Source organism: Ligilactobacillus sp. UO.C109, assembly GCF_026847815.1.
In the GTDB taxonomy this organism is placed as follows: domain Bacteria; phylum Bacillota; class Bacilli; order Lactobacillales; family Lactobacillaceae; genus Ligilactobacillus; species Ligilactobacillus salivarius.
Map to the genome: position 1 here is coordinate 44614 of NZ_JAPSFH010000027.1, position 19269 is coordinate 63882.

The window sequence follows — 19269 nt, forward strand, 5'->3', positions numbered from 1 at the left end:
GGAGAATAATGGATAAAAAAGATAATATAATTTTAGCTTTTGAATCTAGTTGTGATGAGACAAGTGTAGCAGTAGTAAAAAATGGAAATGAAATCTTGTCAAACATAGTTGCAACTCAAGTGGCTAGTCATCAAAGATTTGGTGGGGTTGTTCCAGAAGTTGCTTCAAGACATCACATTGAACAGATAACATATTGCATACAAGATGCTCTTGATGAAGCTAATATAGATTACGAGGACTTGGATGCGATAGCAGTGACTTATGGTCCAGGGTTAGTGGGTGCTTTATTAGTAGGTGTAGCTGCTGCTAAAGCCATTGCATTTGCACATAATTTACCATTAATTCCAGTAAATCATATGGCTGGACATATCTATGCCGCAAGATTTATAGGAGAGATAAAATTTCCAGCTTTAGCTTTATTAGTATCGGGAGGACATACTGAATTAGTATATATGCCTGAGGAAAATAAATTCCAAATAATTGGTGAAACTCGTGACGATGCAGCTGGAGAAGCTTTTGATAAAGTAGGTAGAGTAATGGGAATGAAGTATCCGTCTGGTAAGGAAATCGATGAATTAGCTAAAACGGGGAAAGATACTTTTAATTTTCCAAGAGCGATGGAGAAAGAAGATAACTTTGATTTTAGTTTCAGTGGTTTGAAGAGTGCGTTTATTAACACTGTACATCATGCTAGTCAAATTGGAGAAAAACTTGATAAGGCAGATTTAGCTACAAGTTTTGAACAAAGTGTAGTTGATGTATTAAGTAGCAAAACTGTCAAAGCATTGGGACATTTTAAGGTAAAACAATTAATTCTTGCTGGAGGCGTAGCTGCTAATCAAGGATTAAGAACAAGATTAGATAAGGAATTAACAGCATTTAAAGATGTAGAATTGTTGAAAGCACCTTTGAAATTATGTGGTGATAATGCAGCGATGATAGGTGCTGCTGGATATGTGGCTTTCAAGCATGGTGTTCGAGCTGACATGACATTGAATGCTGAACCAAGTCTAGAATTTGAATGGATGGTAGAAAAATAAAAAGATGTGAGACTTAGTATGACTAGAGTGAGCATAACTCTGGTATTAAGTCTTACATCTTTTTTATTGTAATCCTTCTAATTCTAAACTTAGTTCAGTCCATTTACTTTCGGCTTCATTTAAATCATTTGTTGCCTTAGATAGCTTTGTGTGTAACTCATCCATTTTTTGTGGATCATTGAAATTATCAGGTAGTGTCATTTCTTGCTCTATATTAGTTTTTAATTCTTCAAGACGTTCCATTTCAGATTCAGCATCATCAACTAAACGTTGTAATTTACGCTGTTGTTTTTGTAATTCTTTACTTTTCTTATAGTTAAGTTGCTTTTGAGAAGTTTTTGAAACTTGTTGATCATCTTGAGATTGTTCTGCCTCTTTAGCTGCTTCAATTGCTTCTAATTCAGCTTTTTTCTCTAAATAATAATCATAGTTACCAAGGTATAAGTTACTTCCCTCTGGAGTGATTTCAAGAACGGTATCAGCGACTTGATTGATGAAGTAACGGTCATGGGAAACAAATAAGATGGTTCCTTCAAAATCAATTAAAGCACTCTCTAATACTTCTTTACTATCTATATCTAAATGATTAGTGGGTTCGTCGAGCATTAAGAAATTATCTTCTTGTAGAGCAAGTTTTGTTAATGTTAATCTGGCCTTTTCCCCACCAGAAAGATTATGTACTACTTTTTTAACATCATCACCGACAAATAAGAAACTACCTAATAATGAGCGAACGTCTTTTTCTAACATATTAGGATGATCATCCCAGATTTCATTTAAGACAGTTTTTTTATCATGTAGGTTTTGTTGTTCCTGATCGTAGTACCCAGTTTGAACATTAGTACCAAAAGTAGCAGATCCATGGATGAAAGGAATATTTCCTAAAATACTCTTTAGTAAGGTGGATTTGCCAATTCCATTAGGTCCGACAACAGCCATTGCATGATGTTTGCGTAATTCGAAAGTGATAGGATTTGAAATAACTTTTGAATCATAGCCAATAGCAGCATCTGTAACCTTTAAAACTACATTTCCACTTTCCTTGCTAGCATGAAATTTAAAATGAGGGCCTTTTTCTTCACCTTCAGGACGCTCTAATCTATCCATTTTCTCTAATTGTTTTCTTTTACTTTGAGCTCTTTTAGTTGTGGAAGCTCGAACTAAGTTTTTATTAACAAAATCCTCTAATTTTTGAATTTTCACTTGTTGCTTTTCATATTCTTTCCATTGAGTACGCAAGCGAGAAGCTTTTTCTTCAATATAATGAGAATAATTTCCAACATAATGACTAGAATGTTGATGACTTAATTCATAAACTTCATTGACAACTTTATCTAAGAAGTAGCGGTCATGTGAAACAATTAAAAGGGCACCGGTATAACCTTGGATATAATTTTCTAACCAAGTCAAAGTTTCAATGTCGAGGTGGTTAGTAGGTTCGTCAAGGATTAATAAATCACGTTTTTCTAAAAGTAATTTAGCTAAAGCTAAACGAGTTTTTTGTCCACCTGATAAGTCAGAAACCATTTTTCCATAGTCTTCTTCAAAGAATTGGAAACCATGTAAAACAGCTTTTACTTCATTTTCATAACCATAACCATTATTTTCTTGGAAGTCATGTTGTAATTGATCATATTGATTTAATAATTGTTGATATTCCTTAGATTCATGTGGAATTGACGGAGAAGCAATCTTTTCTTCAAGTTGATGAATCTTAGCTTCCATCTTTTGCAAGGGTTCAAAGACACTTAACATTTCATCTAATACATTTTTAGTAGATTCTAATCCTGTATGTTGTGCTAAATATCCAATAGTTAAATCTCGTTTAGTAACGATTTTTCCTTCATCTGGAAGTGATTCACCGATTAACATTTTTATTAGTGTAGATTTTCCTGCTCCGTTGCGACCAACAAGTGCGATCTTGGAATTATCTTTTATATCAAGATTGACATTCTCAAAAAGGATATCTGCTCCAAAATGTCGGGCAACTTGCTGTGCTTGTAAAAGTAGCATAAAATCACCTTTTCTATTAATTTACTGTATTATAACACTAAGACGATTTATAGTGTAACATAGAAATTTCACAAATAAAAACGTTAAAGATGATAATTAAGCCAATATATTGTATAATTGTGGAGCTATGTGTTAAACTTATGTTAAATATTTCACGAAAAGAGGAAAGTCTAATGGCAGAAGTAAAGATTCCGCAGGCTACTGCAAAACGTCTACCGATATATTATCGTTATCTAAGACTATTATCTAATTCTGGAAAGAATAGAGTTTCTTCAACAGAATTAGCTGAAGCCGTAAAAGTAGATTCTGCTACTATTCGACGTGATTTTTCGTATTTTGGTGCTTTAGGTAAACGTGGTTACGGATATGATGTACAAAGTTTACTTGATTTTTTTACTAAGCAATTAAATCAAGATACGTTAACTAATGTTGCTTTGGTTGGGGTTGGTAATTTAGGACATGCTTTATTGAACTTTAATTTCCATCAAAGTAATCATGTAAGAATTAGTGCAGCATTTGATGTAAATGAAGATATTACGGGAACAATTCAAAGTGGAATTCCAGTATATCCAATGTCTGATATGAAAGAACAATTAAAGTTACAGCAAATTGAAATTGTAATTTTAACTGTTCCAGCTCCTGTAGCACAAAAAGTTACAGATGAGTTAGTGGAAGTTGGTGTAAGGGGAATATTGAATTTTACACCACTTAGAATTACTGTACCAGAAAATATACGTGTGCAAAATGTAGATTTGACGAATGAAATGGAAACTTTGATTTATTTCTTGAATCATTTTGGAAGCACAGAAGAGTAGTGTTACATAGAAGACCGAAATGAGTCTCAAAATAAAAATTGCTGAAGATTATGATGTTATCTAATCACATTAATCTTCAGCAATTTTTTGATATTAATAACTTCTAAAGCGATGATAGAAGTATAATAAACAAGTTTAGAAATATATGACTAAAAGTAGAAGTAATAATCGTTCCAGTCCGATAGTAAATATAGCAAAACAAAAGGCCAATACTAGCATAGATAAGGAAATGACCATCCATATGAGCTAAACTAAATAGAAGACTGGAAATTAAGGCAGCAGGTAGAAAAGGGATGAATCTTGAAAAATTTCCAAATAAAACTTTTCTAAAAATTAACTCTTCCATTACAGGTGCAACAATTCCAGGTACTAAAATGTAGTATGGGTAATGGTGAACAATTTCTAACAATAGGTTAGTATTAGCTGAATATGATGAAAAATGAAAAAGTCCTGATTCGATACGAGATAATCCAATTTGAATTATGAGGGCACCGACCATACCAAGGATACTCCAGAGTAAAATAGATTTAAGTTTAATAGTTTTATATTCTAATTTATTTTTAAAAGAGAATCTATGATTGAGATAAACAATAAACAACATGCAGAGTATTCCAATAATAGTTTCAACCAAATAAAAATTATGACTTTGATTATAAAAAATATTGAATATTGCTAACAAAATTTGATAACCAATATAGGTTAGCAATAAGGGAATAGAATTTCTTTGTTCCAAATTAATTATCACCTTTCATTTTTAAGTTTAATTGTACCATTAACAGGTCAAATAAAAAAATTAGCACTCTAATGTGTCGAGTGATAAAAAATACTTGCAATTTATATTTAAAGTGGTTATAGTATTAATTGTAGTTAGCACTCAAGAGTTGAGAGTGCTAAATGATACAGATGATTGATATTGGAGGGATTAGACGTGCTTAAACCATTAGGAGATCGCGTTGTTTTAAAAGTTCAAAAGGAAGAAGAACAATCCATTGGTGGAATTGTTATCGCAAGTAATGCAAAAGAAAAGCCTACAACAGGTGAAGTAATTGCTGTTGGTAACGGACGTATCTTAGACAATGGACAAAGGGTTGAACCTGAAGTAAAAGTTGGTCAATCAGTTGTTTTTGATAAGTATGCTGGTTCTGAAGTTAAATATGAAGGCGAAGAATATTTAGTAATCCGTGAAAATGACATTATTGCGGTTATAGATTAATTTTTAATTAATTTGAGGTGAAGAGATTTATGGCAAAGGAAATTAAGTTTTCAGAAGATGCTCGTTCAAAGATGTTGAAGGGTGTAGATAAATTAGCAAATACAGTAAAATCAACTATTGGTCCTAAAGGCCGTAATGTTGTTTTGGAACAATCTTATGGTTCCCCCACAATTACAAATGATGGTGTAACAATTGCTAAGGCTATTGATTTAGAAGATCATTTCGAAAATATGGGAGCAAAATTGGTGTCTGAAGTTGCTTCTAAGACAAATGATATTGCAGGTGATGGTACAACAACTGCTACTGTTTTAACACAAGCTATTGTAAATGAAGGTATGAAGAATGTAACTGCTGGTGCAAACCCAGTTGGAATTCGTCGTGGTATTGAATTAGCAACTAAGGCTGCAGTTGATGCATTACATGAAATGTCCCATACAGTAGAATCCAAGAGTGATATTGCACAAGTTGCTTCTATTTCATCTGCTAACGAAGAAGTTGGTAAATTAATTGCCGATGCTATGGAAAAAGTTGGTAATGATGGTGTTATTACAATTGAAGAATCTAAAGGTATCGATACTTCTTTAGATGTTGTTGAAGGTATGCAATTTGATAGAGGATATCTATCACAATATATGGTAACTGATAATGATAAGATGGAAGCTGATTTAGATAATCCATACATTTTATTAACAGATAAGAAGATTTCAAACATTCAAGAAGTATTACCATTATTGCAATCAATTGTACAACAAGGTCGTCCATTATTGATTATTGCTGATGATGTAGACGGTGAAGCATTACCTACACTTGTTTTGAACAAGATTCGTGGAACATTTAACGTTGTTGCAGTTAAAGCTCCAGGATTTGGCGATCGTCGTAAGGCAATGTTACAAGATATTGCTACATTGACAGGTGCTACTGTTATCACAGATGACTTAGGCTTACAATTGAAAGATACAACAGTTGAACAATTAGGTTCTGCTGGAAAAGTAACAGTAACTAAGGAAAATACAACAATTGTTGAAGGTGCTGGTGATAAGGACAAGATTGCTGAACGTGTAGAACAAATTAAGAAGCAAATTAGTGAAACAACTTCTGATTTTGATCGTGAAAAATTACAAGAACGTTTGGCTAAATTATCTGGTGGTGTTGCAGTTATTAAAGTTGGTGCTGCAACTGAAACAGAATTGAAAGAACGTAAGTACCGTATTGAAGATGCTTTGAATGCTACACGTGCTGCTGTTGAAGAAGGATTTGTTCCTGGTGGTGGTACAGCATTGGTAAATGTTATTGGTAAAGTTGCTGCTTTGGAAGAAGAAGGCGACGTACAAACAGGTATTAACATTGTAAAACGTGCTTTGGAAGAACCTGTTCGTCAAATCGCAGAAAATGCAGGTTTAGAAGGTTCTGTAATTGTTGAAAAATTAAAGGAACAAAAACCAGGTGTAGGTTTCAATGCTGCTACAAATGAATGGGTTGACATGGTTGAAGCTGGTATTGTGGATCCTACAAAGGTAACTCGTTCAGCACTTCAAAATGCAGCTAGTGTATCTGCTTTATTATTAACAACAGAAGCAGTAGTTGCTGATAAGCCAGAACCAGAAAGTAACGACCAAATGCCTGCAACACCAGGTATGGGTGGTATGATGTAATCTAGGTTTAGATTACTAAATTAAAATAAGTAATAAACACTGAGATTTCAGTCATGAAATTTCAGTGTTTATTTTTTTAAAATTATATAATATTTTAAATGTATTATATAAAAGTTAAAGATTGTTCAATGATTTTATTATATCCTACATGTTATACTAACATTAGTGATAGTTAGGGATTGGGGGATAGTAATGAAAAAATCAAGTAACGAAAAAATTGACATAAATAGGATAACTCCTAATGCAGACTATGGGCTTACGGATAAACAAGTGGAAAAATATAAGAAAAATGGTTGGAGTAATGAGGCAGTGAAACCACCTGTACGTACTGCCAAAGAAATAGTTGCAGAAAATATATTTACATATTTTAATTTGATATTTTTAATATTAACTTTACTTTTATGTTTAGTAAATTCATTTAGAAACTTAACCTTTTTACCGATTATTATTGCAAATATTTTTATTGGGATAATTCAAGAATTAAGGGCAAAAAAAGTTGTTGATAAGTTAACGATGCTAAATGTTCCGCAGGCTATGGTAGTAAGAAATGGAGAGGTTACACAAGTAAATGCAGAAGATTTAGTATTAGATGATATTGTAATCTTTAAAATGGGGAATCAAATTTTAGCTGATAGTGAAATTGTAAGTGGAGAAGTTTTAGTAAACGAATCTTTATTGACAGGTGAGTCTGATGAAATTCCTAAAAAGCCAGGAGATAAATTAATGTCAGGTAGCTTTATTATTGCTGGAAAGTGTAGAGCAAGACTAACAGCGGTTGGCAAAGACTCATATATTTCTAAGTTAACATTAGAAGCTAAGAAAATGAAAAATGTTGAACGTTCTGAAATGATCCAAGATCTTGATATATTAGTAAAATTTGTAGGTGTAGCGTTAGTTCCGATTGGAATTGTCTTATTTATACAAGGGATTTTCATAAATCATGAAAGTTTACATGACAATATAACATCTATGGTAGCAGCTGTTTTAGGTATGATACCAGAGGGGCTGTATTTGTTAACAAGTGTAGCACTAGCTGTTAGTTCCATGAGGCTAGCTAAGAAAAAAGTATTGCTTCATGATATGAAAAGTATTGAAACTCTAGCAAGGGTAGATGTTTTATGTGTAGATAAAACAGGAACAATTACTGAAAATGAAATGAAAGTAGAAAAAATAAAAGCAATCGATGTAGAGAACAGAGATGCCTTTGAAGAGTTATTAGCAAAGTTTGTTTATGCAATAGATGAAAGTAATAATACTATGAAAGCTATAAGAAATTATTGTAAACAGACGAGTAAAGTAATAGCAAGTGAAATCATTCCATTTACATCAAAAAATAAGTATAGTGGGGCTGTTTTTGAAAATGATGCATACATATTAGGTGCTCCTGAATTTGTATTGCGTGAAGATTTTCCATTATATCAAGATAATATTAATGAAGATACTAAAAAAGGATACAGAGTACTAGTGTTTGGAAAAGCTTTAGATGGTTTTATGGATAAGAAAATTACAGGTAAAGTAATTCCTATAGGATATGTATTAATAACAAATCCCATAAGAAAAGAGGCACCTGCAACATTTAATTATTTTAAGGAGCAGGGAGTAGAAGTAAAGGTTATTTCTGGAGATAATCCGCAAACTGTTTCAGAAATATCTAAAAAAGCACAGATTGAAAATGCAGATTTGTACATTGATGCTACAAAGTTAGAGACAAAAGAGGACCTAGCTGAAGCAGTTAAAAACTATAATATTTTTGGTAGGGTGACACCAACGCAAAAAAGAGAAATTATACGAATTTTGAAAGAACAAGGAAGAACTGTTGCTATGACAGGCGATGGAGTAAATGACGTGCTAGCACTGAAAGATGCAGATTGTAGTATAGCTATGGCGTCTGGTAGTGATGCTGCAGTTTATTCATCGCAAGTAGTGCTGTTGGAATCGAATTTTTCATGTATGCCTGATGTGGTTTTAGAAGGAAGACGTGTAGTAAATAACATTCAACGTTCTGCTAGTTTGTTTTTGGTAAAGAATATATTTTCCTTTTTCTTATCAATGTTAGCAGTTATTTTATCATTTACTTATCCTTTAAAGCCTGCACAAGTTTCATTGATAGGGATGTTTACAATTGGAATACCAGCCTTTTTCCTAGCGTTACAACCTAATAAAGAAAAGATAGAAGGGCGATTTTTATCTAATATATTACTAAGGGCCTTTCCAGCAGGAATAACTGATGTGATAGTTGTGGAAATGATGGTACTTCTAGCTTCGATGTTTGAAATAAAATATACAGATTATTCAACAGCTTCTACTATTTTATTATCTATAGTAGGATTGATAGTTTTGTATAAGACTTGTAAGCCATTCAATGTCCTTAGAGTAACCGTTTATGTGGGATGTATCTTAGGATTGATAGGAAGTTGTGTGTTTTTACCATGGCTATTTGGCATCACATTGCCATCAAAAGAATGTATTGTTTTATTAATATTAATTGTAATAACGATTAATACGTTATTAAGTTATACAACCAAAATTGTTAACTTAGTTCGAAATGGTTTTATTAAAATTAGAAATAAAATCAAAAGTATTTTTAATAATTAATGGTTAATTTTTAACGAGACCTATGTGACAAAATTCTAACAAATTTACTTTTTTAAACATTTTGATTAAATAGCTGTTGAAACTTTGAATGAAATATGATTTTATATAATTTGTATCAAAATATTCTTAACATTTAGTTAAGAAAAGAGAAAAATAGATAATTAAATTAAGGGAGCAATTATTATGTGGCGTTACTTAAAAAGATTACTTATTGGGGAGCCGCTTAAGACAACAGAAGAAGGCGGCCAAGCGTTAACAAAATTTAAAGCTCTAGCATTACTTTCATCAGATGCTTTATCCTCAGTTGCTTATGGTACAGAACAAATCACAACAGCTTTATTTGTTTTATCTGCAGCAGCTACATGGTATGCAGTTCCAGCAGCAGGAATAGTATTGATTTTACTTTTTGCAATAACTATGTCATATCGACAAATTATCCATGCGTATCCTTCTGGTGGTGGTGCTTATGTTGTTGCTACGCAGAACTGGGGAACAGGTGCAGGATTAGTAGCTGGAGGTTCTTTATTAGTTGACTATATGCTTACGGTAGCTGTATCTGTAACATCTGGTACAGAAGCAATCACTTCTGCGATACCTTCTTTGAGGGCTCATAGTGTAGGTATATCTATTTTAATTGTCCTGTTCATTATGACTTTGAATTTAAGAGGATTGCGTGAATCAGCTTCATTTTTGACGGTTCCAGTATATTTCTTTGTAATTATGATTGTAGCTTTGGTGGGTTGGGGATTGTTTAATATCTTCACAGGTAATATCCACTATGCTGCAGCTGCGCATGTCGGTCAAGCAGTTCCTGGAATGTCAGTGCTTTTATTCTTAAAAGCTTTTTCTGCAGGTTCTTCCTCATTAACAGGGGTTGAAGCTATTAGTAATGCAGTTCCAAACTTTAAGAAACCTAAACGTAAAAATGCTGCTAATACATTAGGAATTATGGCATTGATTTTGGGTATCTTCTTTGCTGGAATTACATTCTTAAGTTACTACTTAGGTATTTTACCTAATTCCAAGCAAACAGTTTTATCACAAATAGGTATTGCCGTATTTGGGCATGGAGTGCTATTTTATCTATTACAATTGGCAACTGCGATGATTTTAGCTGTTGCTGCTAATACAGGTTTTTCAGCATTCCCAATCCTTGCATATAATCTTGCCAAGGATAAATTTATGCCACATATGTTTATGGACAAGGGTGATCGCTTAGGATACTCTAATGGTATTATTGCATTGGCAATTGGCGCGATTACTTTGATTTTAATTTTCCATGGACAAACTAATCTATTGATACCTTTATATGCAGTAGGTGTGTTTGTGCCATTTACTTTATCTCAGTCTGGAATGATCATTCATTGGTTTAGAGAACGAGGTAAACATTGGATTTTAAACTCAATGTTTAATTTGGTAGGTGCTCTAATTTCATTGGCTCTAGTTATTTTCTTGTTCTGGTTACATTTTGCAAATGTATGGCCATATTTGATTATCATGCCAGCATTGATTTTTGGATTCTATAAGATACACGATCACTATGTGAAGATTGCCGCTCAATTAAGATTAAGCAATGATGCTCAATTGCATGATTATGACGGTTCAACTGTTATTGTATTAGTTAGTTCTGTAACTCATGTAACTACTGGTGCTATTAACTATGCTCGTTCAATTGGTGACTATGTAATTGCAATGCATGTTTCGTTTGATACTAACCCTAAAAAAGAACACGAAACTGCTAAGGAATTTAAGGAATCATTTGGCGATGTGAGATTTGTTGATTTACATTCATCTTATCGTTCGGTTCAGACACCTGTTATTAGATTCTGTGATGTTATTGCTAAGAAAGCTGCGGAAAGAAATTATTCAGTTACGGTCTTGGTACCTCAATTTGTACCTAAGAAACCTTGGCAAAATATCTTGCATAACCAAACAGCATTACGTTTAAGAACAGCTTTGAATTCTCGAGAAAACATCATTGTTTCAACTTATAATTATCATTTGAAAAAATAATTAAAATAAGGATTGGCGATGTTAAATTGTCAATCCTATTTTATTTTAGGTATTAATGACTAATTTGATAAGTTATGATAAGATAGCGGTATATAATAAATTGTTAAAACATAGTTCTACATATAGTTAGAACTTAAGAAAGAGGATAATATGTATAGAATTATAGCATCTCTATTTGCAACAATGATTCTATCAGCTATTTTGACTCCGTTTATAAGATTGTTAGCATTTAAAGTAGGAGCTGTTGACAATCCAAATGCTCGTCGTGTAAATAAGGTTCCTATGCCGACAATGGGTGGATTAGCTATTTTTTTAGCATTTAATGTGACTAATTTTCTTTTATTGAGAAAGCAATACCCAATCGAACAATTGTGGGCATTATTGTTAGCAGAATGTATAATTTTAGCTACTGGAATAATAGATGATATTTATGAATTAAAACCTAGACAGAAAATATATGGAATAACTTTAGCAGCTTTAGTAGTATTTTTTATTGCTAAAATTAAAATGACAACTATTACATTACCATTTTTAGGTACAGTAACTTTAGGGTGGTTAAGTTTACCAATAACACTAATATGGATTTTAGCAATTACTAATGCAGTTAATTTAATTGATGGATTAGATGGATTAGCAACTGGAGTAGCAATTATTGCTTTATCTACCAGTGCAGTTACAGGGTATTTCTTTTTAAATGTAACTAATACTTTTATATCAATAATGATGTTTACGTTAGTAGCAGCATTGATAGGATTTTTGCCATATAATTTTCATCCTGCTAAGATATATTTAGGTGATACGGGATCTTTATTTATAGGTTTCATGATCTCGGTTTTTGCATTATATGGTTTGAAGAATGCGACATTTATTACAATAATAATTCCAGTTATTATTTTAGGAGTACCAATAACTGATACTGTCTATGCAATTTTACGAAGAATTTTAAATAAAAAACCAATTTCACAAGCTGATAAGCATCATTTGCATCATAGACTAATGCAAATGGGATTGAGTCATAGACAAACCGTATTAGTTATTTATGGAATAGCATTGATTTTTTCATCTATTTCATTGCTATATCCTATTTCTAGTTTTTGGGGCTCTATTTTATTGACAGTGGCTACACTATTGGGACTAGAAATTTTTGTTGAGGTTATTGGATTAGTTGGTGAATCACGACGTCCATTATTGAATTTTATAAAAAAAATAGTTCTCTTGTCTGAAAATAAAATAGAAAAATAAAAAATGACAGAAAATATTTAGTATTTTCTGTCATTTTTGCGTATATAGAAAGTAGAAAATATTGGGAGGGCAAGTATGGATGGATTTTAATGAAATGGCTGGTCGTTTAGTAGTAGTCGATAAATCGGAAGAAAAAATAATGTCATCTGATAATATTGAAATTTATCAAGCAATTAAGGTTTTTAAAAATAAAATAAAATGTAATCGTTGTGGGAAAGTAACAACTAAGGAAAGAGCTAAACTACCCTATGATAATTACTATTGCCCGAAATGTATTGTTTTAGGAAGAGTCAGTACATTGAATAATTTAGTTCATGTTATTGAGGATAATCATTTTAATAATGTTGATGAAATTTTAACGTGGGACGGGAAATTGTCTAAATTTCAAGAGGTATGCTCTAATGAACTAATTAATATAATTGGAAAAAATACGGAGCATTTATTATGGGCGGTTACGGGAGCTGGAAAAACTGAAATGCTATTTAAACCAATAGCTGAAGCTCTAAGAAAAAATTTTCGTATAGCGATTGCTTCTCCTAGAGTGGATGTATGTAATGAATTATACCCACGTTTAGATAAAGCTTTCAAAAAGATTGATAAAATTCTTTTGCATGGAAGAAGTGAAGAAACATATAGATATACTCAACTGGTAGTATGTACAACACATCAATTATTAAAATTTAAAGAAGCTTTTGATGTACTGATAATTGATGAAGTCGATGCTTTTCCATATGTTAATAATAAAGAATTATTATTTGCAACTAAACAGGCTATTAAGAAAACAGGGACTCTTATTTATCTAACTGCTACGCCTAGTAATGAGTTGGCAAAAAAGATAAAAAGAGGGAATATATCTATAAGTTATTTACCAATGAGATTTCATCAAAATGCTTTACCTACTATAAAAGTAGAATTTACAAATAATTGGTGGGGATTTATTTTACAAGGGAAATTGGATACAAAAATTAAAAAGTATCTAAAAAAATGGGAGCAAAATGGAAAGCAGTTCTTAGTATTTGTACCTCATGTTGCTATGTTAAATAAAGTAAGAGAAGTAATTAAAGCAGTCTTAGCTAGTAAAATAAAAGGTGATACAGTTCATGCAGCTGATGAATATCGAATTGAAAAAGTACAAAAAATGAGAAACAAAGAGTATACGTATTTAATAACAACAACAATTTTAGAAAGAGGAGTTACTTTTCCGGAAATCGATTTACTAGTGTTAGGTGCTGACAATAGTGTGTTTTCAACATCTGCTTTAGTTCAAATTGCTGGGAGGGTTGGGCGCAGTGTTAGTAGACCAGATGGTGATGTAATATTTATCTGTGATAGATATACAAGAAAGGTAAAAGATGCACAAAAGCAAATAGAATTTTTAAATAAAAAAGCTAAAAAATTGAGAGAAGGTATCTCATGAATTGCTTATTATGCAACAACACAATTGATTTTAAATTAAATATTAAATGGATTTTATCGTTAGAAAAATATAAGCGAGACAATGTTTGTAAAAGATGTAGAGAAGAATTGGGAAAATGTAAGATAGATAATGCTTGTGAAGGATGTGGGAGAGAACAAAAAAATTTATTATTATGTAATGACTGCATTAAGTGGAAAAATAATAACAAAATCTTATTGAATAATAAGTCTATATATACATATGATAATTTAATTATCAAAAAATATTTCGAAAGATATAAGTTTATGGGAGACTATTATTGGAGAAAAATTTTTAACATAGAGTTTAAAAATTTTATAACGAATAACTATCCCTCTAAAGATTGGATATATATTCCTATTCCAGTGGATGAATATACAATGCAACATAGAGGTTTCAATCAAGTAGAAGGATTAATAGGAGATCTACCTTATTCAAGAGTTCTGAAGATGAAGGAAATAAGAAGGGATAAAAAGCAGTCAGAAAAAAGTAGAAGTGAGCGTTTGAAAACACAACAACCATTTGACTACATAGGTGATAAACTACAAGGAAATTATGTCATAGTAGACGATGTTTATACAACAGGAAGAACTCTATATTATGCTCAAGAATTACTACTAAAAAATGGAGCTAGTAGAGTATGTTCAGTAACTTTAGCAAGATGAGTTAAAAAATTATTGTAAACTTAAATAAAATTTATAAAGAAATTACATAAAACTTGATAAATTTATTTGATAATTTAAACGCTTTCTATTATAATATAGGTAGAAAGAGTGATAAAAGTTTTTTTATTTACTCTCTATATAAGTCTAATAAGACTTAGTTGTGAAAGGAGAGGTTTACCATGTTAAAAATCAATGTTCGTGGTGAAAATATTGAAGTTACAGGAGCAATCCGTGAATACGTTGAAAAGAGATTAGCAAAATTAGAGAAGTTCTTTGATAATACTGCTGATTCAACGGCTCACGTAAACTTAAAGGTGTACTCAGACAAGACTGCAAAGGTAGAAGTAACAATTCCATTGCCATATCTTGTTTTGAGAGCAGAAGAAACCTCACCTGATATGTATGCAAGTATTGATCTTGTTACAGATAAACTTGAACGCCAAATTAGAAAATACAAGACTAAAGTAAATCGTAAGTCTCGTGAAAAAGGCTTTAAGAATTTTGAATTTGCACCTGTTGCAGATGAAAAAGAAGAAGTAGAAGATAAGAAGTTTGAAATCGTTCGTACTAAGCGTCTATCTTTGAAACCAATGGATAGCGAAGAAGCTGTATTACAAATGGACATGTTAGGTCATGACTTCTTCATTTATGAAGATGCAGAAAATGGTGGTATAAATATTGTATATCGTCGTCGCGATGGCCGTTATGGTTTAATTGAAGCTAGTGAAGACTAAGCTTAATTAATAATTAATTGCTCTAAATACTCCATAGATTAGTCTATGGGGTATTTTATTTTGATGAGCAATGCTATAATTTTTCTTAATGATACGATAATTATTTTGTGAGGATGAATATAAATGTCGAAAGTAAGAAATAATTTTGCTTGGGAAATAGTGTTAATTGCATGCAACTTAAGATTAGCAATTATAATTCTTACACCTTTAATAGATAAAATAGGAGAAACATTCAAGCTATCTACAGTTCAATTAGGGATACTTACTACGATACCATTATTATGTTTTGGTTTTATATCGATATTAATTTCTTTGTTAATTAAAAAAATTGGAACTAGAAGAACAATAATAATTGGTTTATTTTTGTTGATGCTAGCCAATTTTTTCAGAATATATACCGAAAGTTTGATTTTTGTAGGTACATTATTTGTAGGTGTAGCAATAACTATTTTAAATGTGACTTTACCGGCTTTGGTTGTAGATTATGCTGAAGAAAAATCAGCATTTTTAAATGGATTATATATAGCTACTAGCAATTTAATTTCTGCTTTAGCAGGAGGTGTGATAGTTCCACTGTCAAATCTAGTAGGTTGGGAAAATGCAATTCAAGTATTTTCATTGCCTGCATTAATTGCTGGAGTTGGAGCAATTTTGTTACCTAAAAAAGAAATTAAATTAGATAATAAAGTAGAAATTCTTGAAAAAGAAAAGGTATGGCAAAGGCATGCTATCTGGTTGTTAGCAATTTTTATGGGATTGCAGTCCTTAGTTTTTTACACGTTGGTAGCATGGTTACCAAGTGTTTTAGTAAATCATGGAATCTCTCCTGTAACAGCGGGATGGATGTTTGCAGCATTTCAAATGATAGGATTCCCATTTTCATATGTAGTTCCTAAATTAGCAAGTAGATTAAAGAGTGCACGATTGACAATGCTATTATTATTAGTGGGATATATTTTAGGTGTGGGAATGCTAATTGTTGTCAAAGATAATTTATGGTTGTTATTGCTAGCTTGTTTAATAAATGGAATAACAACAGGAACAAGTTTTGCATTATCTTTATATCTAATTACTGTTTTTTCAAGTAGTAAGGAAGAAGTTGGGCAAGTTAGTGGTTTTGTCCAATCTATAGGTTACTTACTGGCAAGTTCTGGCCCGGTTATTTTTGGAATTCTTAAAGATACTTTTAATAATTGGAATACGACTTTATTGTGTTTATTATTAGTAGCAGCATTTACTGCCACAATTGGGTTAATTATGATAGGAATGGGAAGACAACATTTTTTACGATTAAATAAGTAATTTGAAATTAAGGAATTTATTAAGTGTGATTATTTAATTTCAAAGTGATTAATGGTAAAATTAAAGTTAGTTTACAAATTTGGAAATAGTTTAATTTTATTGAGGATTGGAAGGAATTGACATATGGCAAATCTTCTTAAACGTTGGGTGGAAAGTGATAAACGAGAACTTAAACGCCTAGGAAAAATTGCTGATAAGGTAGAATCATATGCTGATGAATTCGGTACTTTATCAGATGATGAATTAAAAGCAAAAACAGAAGAATTTAAAAAAAGATATCAAGATGGAGAAAGCTTAGATGATTTATTACCTGAAGCTTTTGCTGTCTGCCGAGAAGGTGCAAAAAGGGTACTAGGCTTGTATCCATACCATGTTCAAATAATTGGTGGTATCGTTTTGCACGAAGGTAATATTGCAGAAATGAAAACAGGTGAAGGTAAAACTTTGACTGCTACAATGCCAGTATATTTGAATGCTATTTCTGGTAAAGGTGTTCACGTTGTTACTGTTAACGAATATTTATCTGAACGTGATGCCACAGAAATGGGAGAGTTATACACATGGTTAGGGTTAACTGTTGGGTTGAACTTAGCTGATAAATCACCAGAAGAAAAGCGTAATGCTTATAATTGTGATATTACTTATTCAACTAATAGTGAACTTGGTTTTGATTATTTGCGTGATAACATGGTTGTTTACAAGGAAGATATGGTTCAACGTCCATTGAATTTTGTTATCGTAGACGAAGTTGACTCTATTTTAATTGATGAAGCTAGAACACCATTGATTATTTCTGGTCAAGCAACGGGAACGACAACTCTTTATACTAGAACTGATCGTTTTGCTAAGACTTTGACAGAAGATGAAGATTTCAAGATTGATTTGGAATCAAAGACAGTTTCATTGACAGAAGATGGTATCCGTAAAGGTGAAAAATATTTTGGATTAAAGAACTTATATGACCCAGATAATATGGCACTAAACCATCATTTGGATAATGCTCTACGTGCTAATTACATCATGTTAAGAGATAAAGATTACGTTGTACGTGATGGTGAAGTTCTAATTGTTGATCAATTTACTGGACGTATTATGGATGGACGTCGTTATTCTGACGGATTACACCAAGCTATTGAAGCAAAAGAACATGTTGAAATTGAAGAAGAAACAAAGACAATGGCTAATATTACTTATCAGAACTTCTTCAGAATGTATAATAAACTTTCTGGAATGACAGGTACAGCTAAGACAGAACGTGAAGAATTCCGTGAAATTTATAATATGGAAGTTGTATCTATTCCTACAAACAAACCAATTGCTCGTGTAGACAAGCCTGATTTGTTATATCCTACACTAAAGAGTAAATTTAATGCAGTAGTAAGAGATGTAAAAGCACGTCATGAAAAAGGACAACCTGTTTTAGTAGGTACAGTTGCAGTTGAAACTTCTGAATTATTGTCTAAGATGTTAGACGATGAAGGCATACCACATTCTGTTTTAAATGCTAAAAATCATGCTCGTGAAGCTGAAATTGTAATGAATGCTGGTCAACGTGGTGCGGTAACAATTGCTACTAACATGGCTGGTCGTGGTACTGATATCAAACTTGGACCTGGTGTTCGTGAATTAGGTGGATTAGCTGTTATCGGTACTGAACGTCATGAATCACGAAGAATTGATAATCAGTTACGTGGACGTTCAGGTCGTCAAGGAGATCCGGGTGTTACTCAGTTCTATCTATCATTAGAAGACGATTTAATGTTGCGTTTTGGATCGGAACGCATTAAGAACTTCTTGGAAAGAATGAAAGTTAGTGATGACGATGCAGTTATTCAATCCAAGATGATAAGTCGTCAAGTAGAATCAGCACAAAAACGTGTTGAAGGCAATAACTATGATACTCGTAAGCAAGTTCTTCAATATGATGATGTTATGAGAGCTCAACGTGAAGTTATTTATGCTCAAAGACAACAAGTAATCATGGAAGAAAAGAGTTTGAAACCAATAATTATGCCTATGATTGAAAGAACTGTAAAGCATACAGTTTTGATGCATACTCAAGGTGATAAGAGTGAATGGAATTTGCAAGGTATTTTAGATTTTGCTGTTTCTGCAATGGTTAATGAAGATACTATTAGTTTAGGTGATTTGGTGAATAAAACACCGGATGAAATTGTTGACTATTTAATGAAACGTGCAGAAGATATCTATGCTGAAAAAGAAAAGCAATTGTATGATGAAAGCCAAATGTTAGAATTTGAAAAAGTTGTAATTCTAAGAGTTGTTGACTCATTGTGGACAGATCATATTGATGAAATGGATCAATTAAGACAATCTATTGGTTTGCGTGGATATGGACAATTAAATCCATTGGTAGAGTATCAACAAGATGGTTTCAGAATGTTTGAACAAATGGTAGGTGCAATCGAATATGATGTTACTCGTTTGTTCTTGAAAGCTGAAATTAGACAAGACATAAAGCGATAATAAACAGTAAAGACTGGAAAGAAGTTCTTCTTTCTAGCCTTTATAGTATACAGACTAAATTAT

The 19269-nt window shown here is 32.1% G+C and carries 14 protein-coding genes; 12 read left to right on the plus strand and 2 right to left on the minus strand.

The features are described 5' to 3' along the window. Nucleotides 1–8 precede the first annotated feature (8 nt). Nucleotides 9–1040, plus strand: coding sequence for a tRNA (adenosine(37)-N6)-threonylcarbamoyltransferase complex transferase subunit TsaD (tsaD, locus tag OZJ21_RS04495; RefSeq protein ID WP_003710516.1), 1032 nt, complete (start codon nt 9–11; stop codon nt 1038–1040). 63 nt (nt 1041–1103) lie between these two features. On the opposite strand, the gene OZJ21_RS04500 is transcribed toward tsaD, so the two are convergent. Further along, a complete protein-coding gene (locus OZJ21_RS04500; RefSeq protein ID WP_201897566.1) occupies nt 1104–3053 on the minus strand; it encodes an ABC-F family ATP-binding cassette domain-containing protein in 1950 nt (649 codons plus the stop codon). A gap of 173 nt (nt 3054–3226) precedes the next feature. Here OZJ21_RS04500 and OZJ21_RS04505 point away from each other — a divergent pair, with 173 nt between their 5' ends. After that, nucleotides 3227–3868, plus strand: a complete 642-nt coding sequence (locus OZJ21_RS04505) for a redox-sensing transcriptional repressor Rex (protein WP_003710514.1) — start codon at nt 3227–3229, stop codon at nt 3866–3868. A 103-nt stretch (nt 3869–3971) separates the two neighbouring features. Here the strand turns inward: OZJ21_RS04505 and OZJ21_RS04510 are convergent, their stop codons facing one another. Next, nucleotides 3972–4601, minus strand: a complete 630-nt coding sequence (locus tag OZJ21_RS04510) for a CPBP family intramembrane glutamic endopeptidase (protein WP_003710513.1) — start codon at nt 4599–4601, stop codon at nt 3972–3974. Between the two features lie 195 nt (nt 4602–4796). Between OZJ21_RS04510 and groES the strand changes: the two genes are divergently transcribed. The 10 genes from groES (at nt 4797) to secA (ending at nt 19206) form a co-directional block, all read left to right on the plus strand. Further along, complete coding sequence (gene groES / locus OZJ21_RS04515) at nt 4797–5081, plus strand: co-chaperone GroES (RefSeq protein WP_003706535.1); 285 nt, start codon at nt 4797–4799, stop codon at nt 5079–5081. A gap of 29 nt (nt 5082–5110) precedes the next feature. Next, entirely contained in the window at nt 5111–6733 is a 1623-nt protein-coding gene (gene groL / locus OZJ21_RS04520; RefSeq protein WP_003706536.1) for a chaperonin GroEL, read from the plus strand. Nucleotides 6734–6925: 192 nt separating this feature from the next. Beyond that, nucleotides 6926–9328 carry a cation-translocating P-type ATPase gene (locus OZJ21_RS04525; protein WP_201897567.1) on the plus strand — a complete coding sequence of 801 codons (2403 nt, stop codon included), beginning with the start codon at nt 6926–6928 and terminating at the stop codon, nt 9326–9328. A 183-nt stretch (nt 9329–9511) separates the two neighbouring features. Then, nucleotides 9512–11341: an APC family permease gene (locus OZJ21_RS04530; protein ID WP_003700646.1), complete on the plus strand. Its 1830-nt coding sequence runs from the start codon at nt 9512–9514 to the stop codon at nt 11339–11341. A gap of 150 nt (nt 11342–11491) precedes the next feature. Next, complete coding sequence (locus OZJ21_RS04535) at nt 11492–12583, plus strand: glycosyltransferase family 4 protein (RefSeq protein ID WP_003706538.1); 1092 nt, start codon at nt 11492–11494, stop codon at nt 12581–12583. Nucleotides 12584–12662: 79 nt separating this feature from the next. Further along, a complete protein-coding gene (locus tag OZJ21_RS04540; protein ID WP_268857502.1) occupies nt 12663–14000 on the plus strand; it encodes a DEAD/DEAH box helicase in 1338 nt (445 codons plus the stop codon). Further along, nucleotides 13997–14683, plus strand: coding sequence for a ComF family protein (locus OZJ21_RS04545; protein ID WP_193524603.1), 687 nt, complete (start codon nt 13997–13999; stop codon nt 14681–14683). The genes OZJ21_RS04540 and OZJ21_RS04545 overlap by 4 nt, the downstream gene beginning before the upstream one ends. 179 nt (nt 14684–14862) lie before the next feature. Continuing rightward, nucleotides 14863–15417, plus strand: coding sequence for a ribosome hibernation-promoting factor, HPF/YfiA family (gene hpf, locus OZJ21_RS04550; protein WP_003700641.1), 555 nt, complete (start codon nt 14863–14865; stop codon nt 15415–15417). A 123-nt stretch (nt 15418–15540) separates the two neighbouring features. Then, nucleotides 15541–16719: a CynX/NimT family MFS transporter gene (locus tag OZJ21_RS04555; protein ID WP_081534833.1), complete on the plus strand. Its 1179-nt coding sequence runs from the start codon at nt 15541–15543 to the stop codon at nt 16717–16719. Nucleotides 16720–16842: 123 nt separating this feature from the next. Continuing rightward, nucleotides 16843–19206: a preprotein translocase subunit SecA gene (secA, locus tag OZJ21_RS04560; RefSeq protein WP_201897569.1), complete on the plus strand. Its 2364-nt coding sequence runs from the start codon at nt 16843–16845 to the stop codon at nt 19204–19206. Nucleotides 19207–19269: the final 63 nt, after the last annotated feature.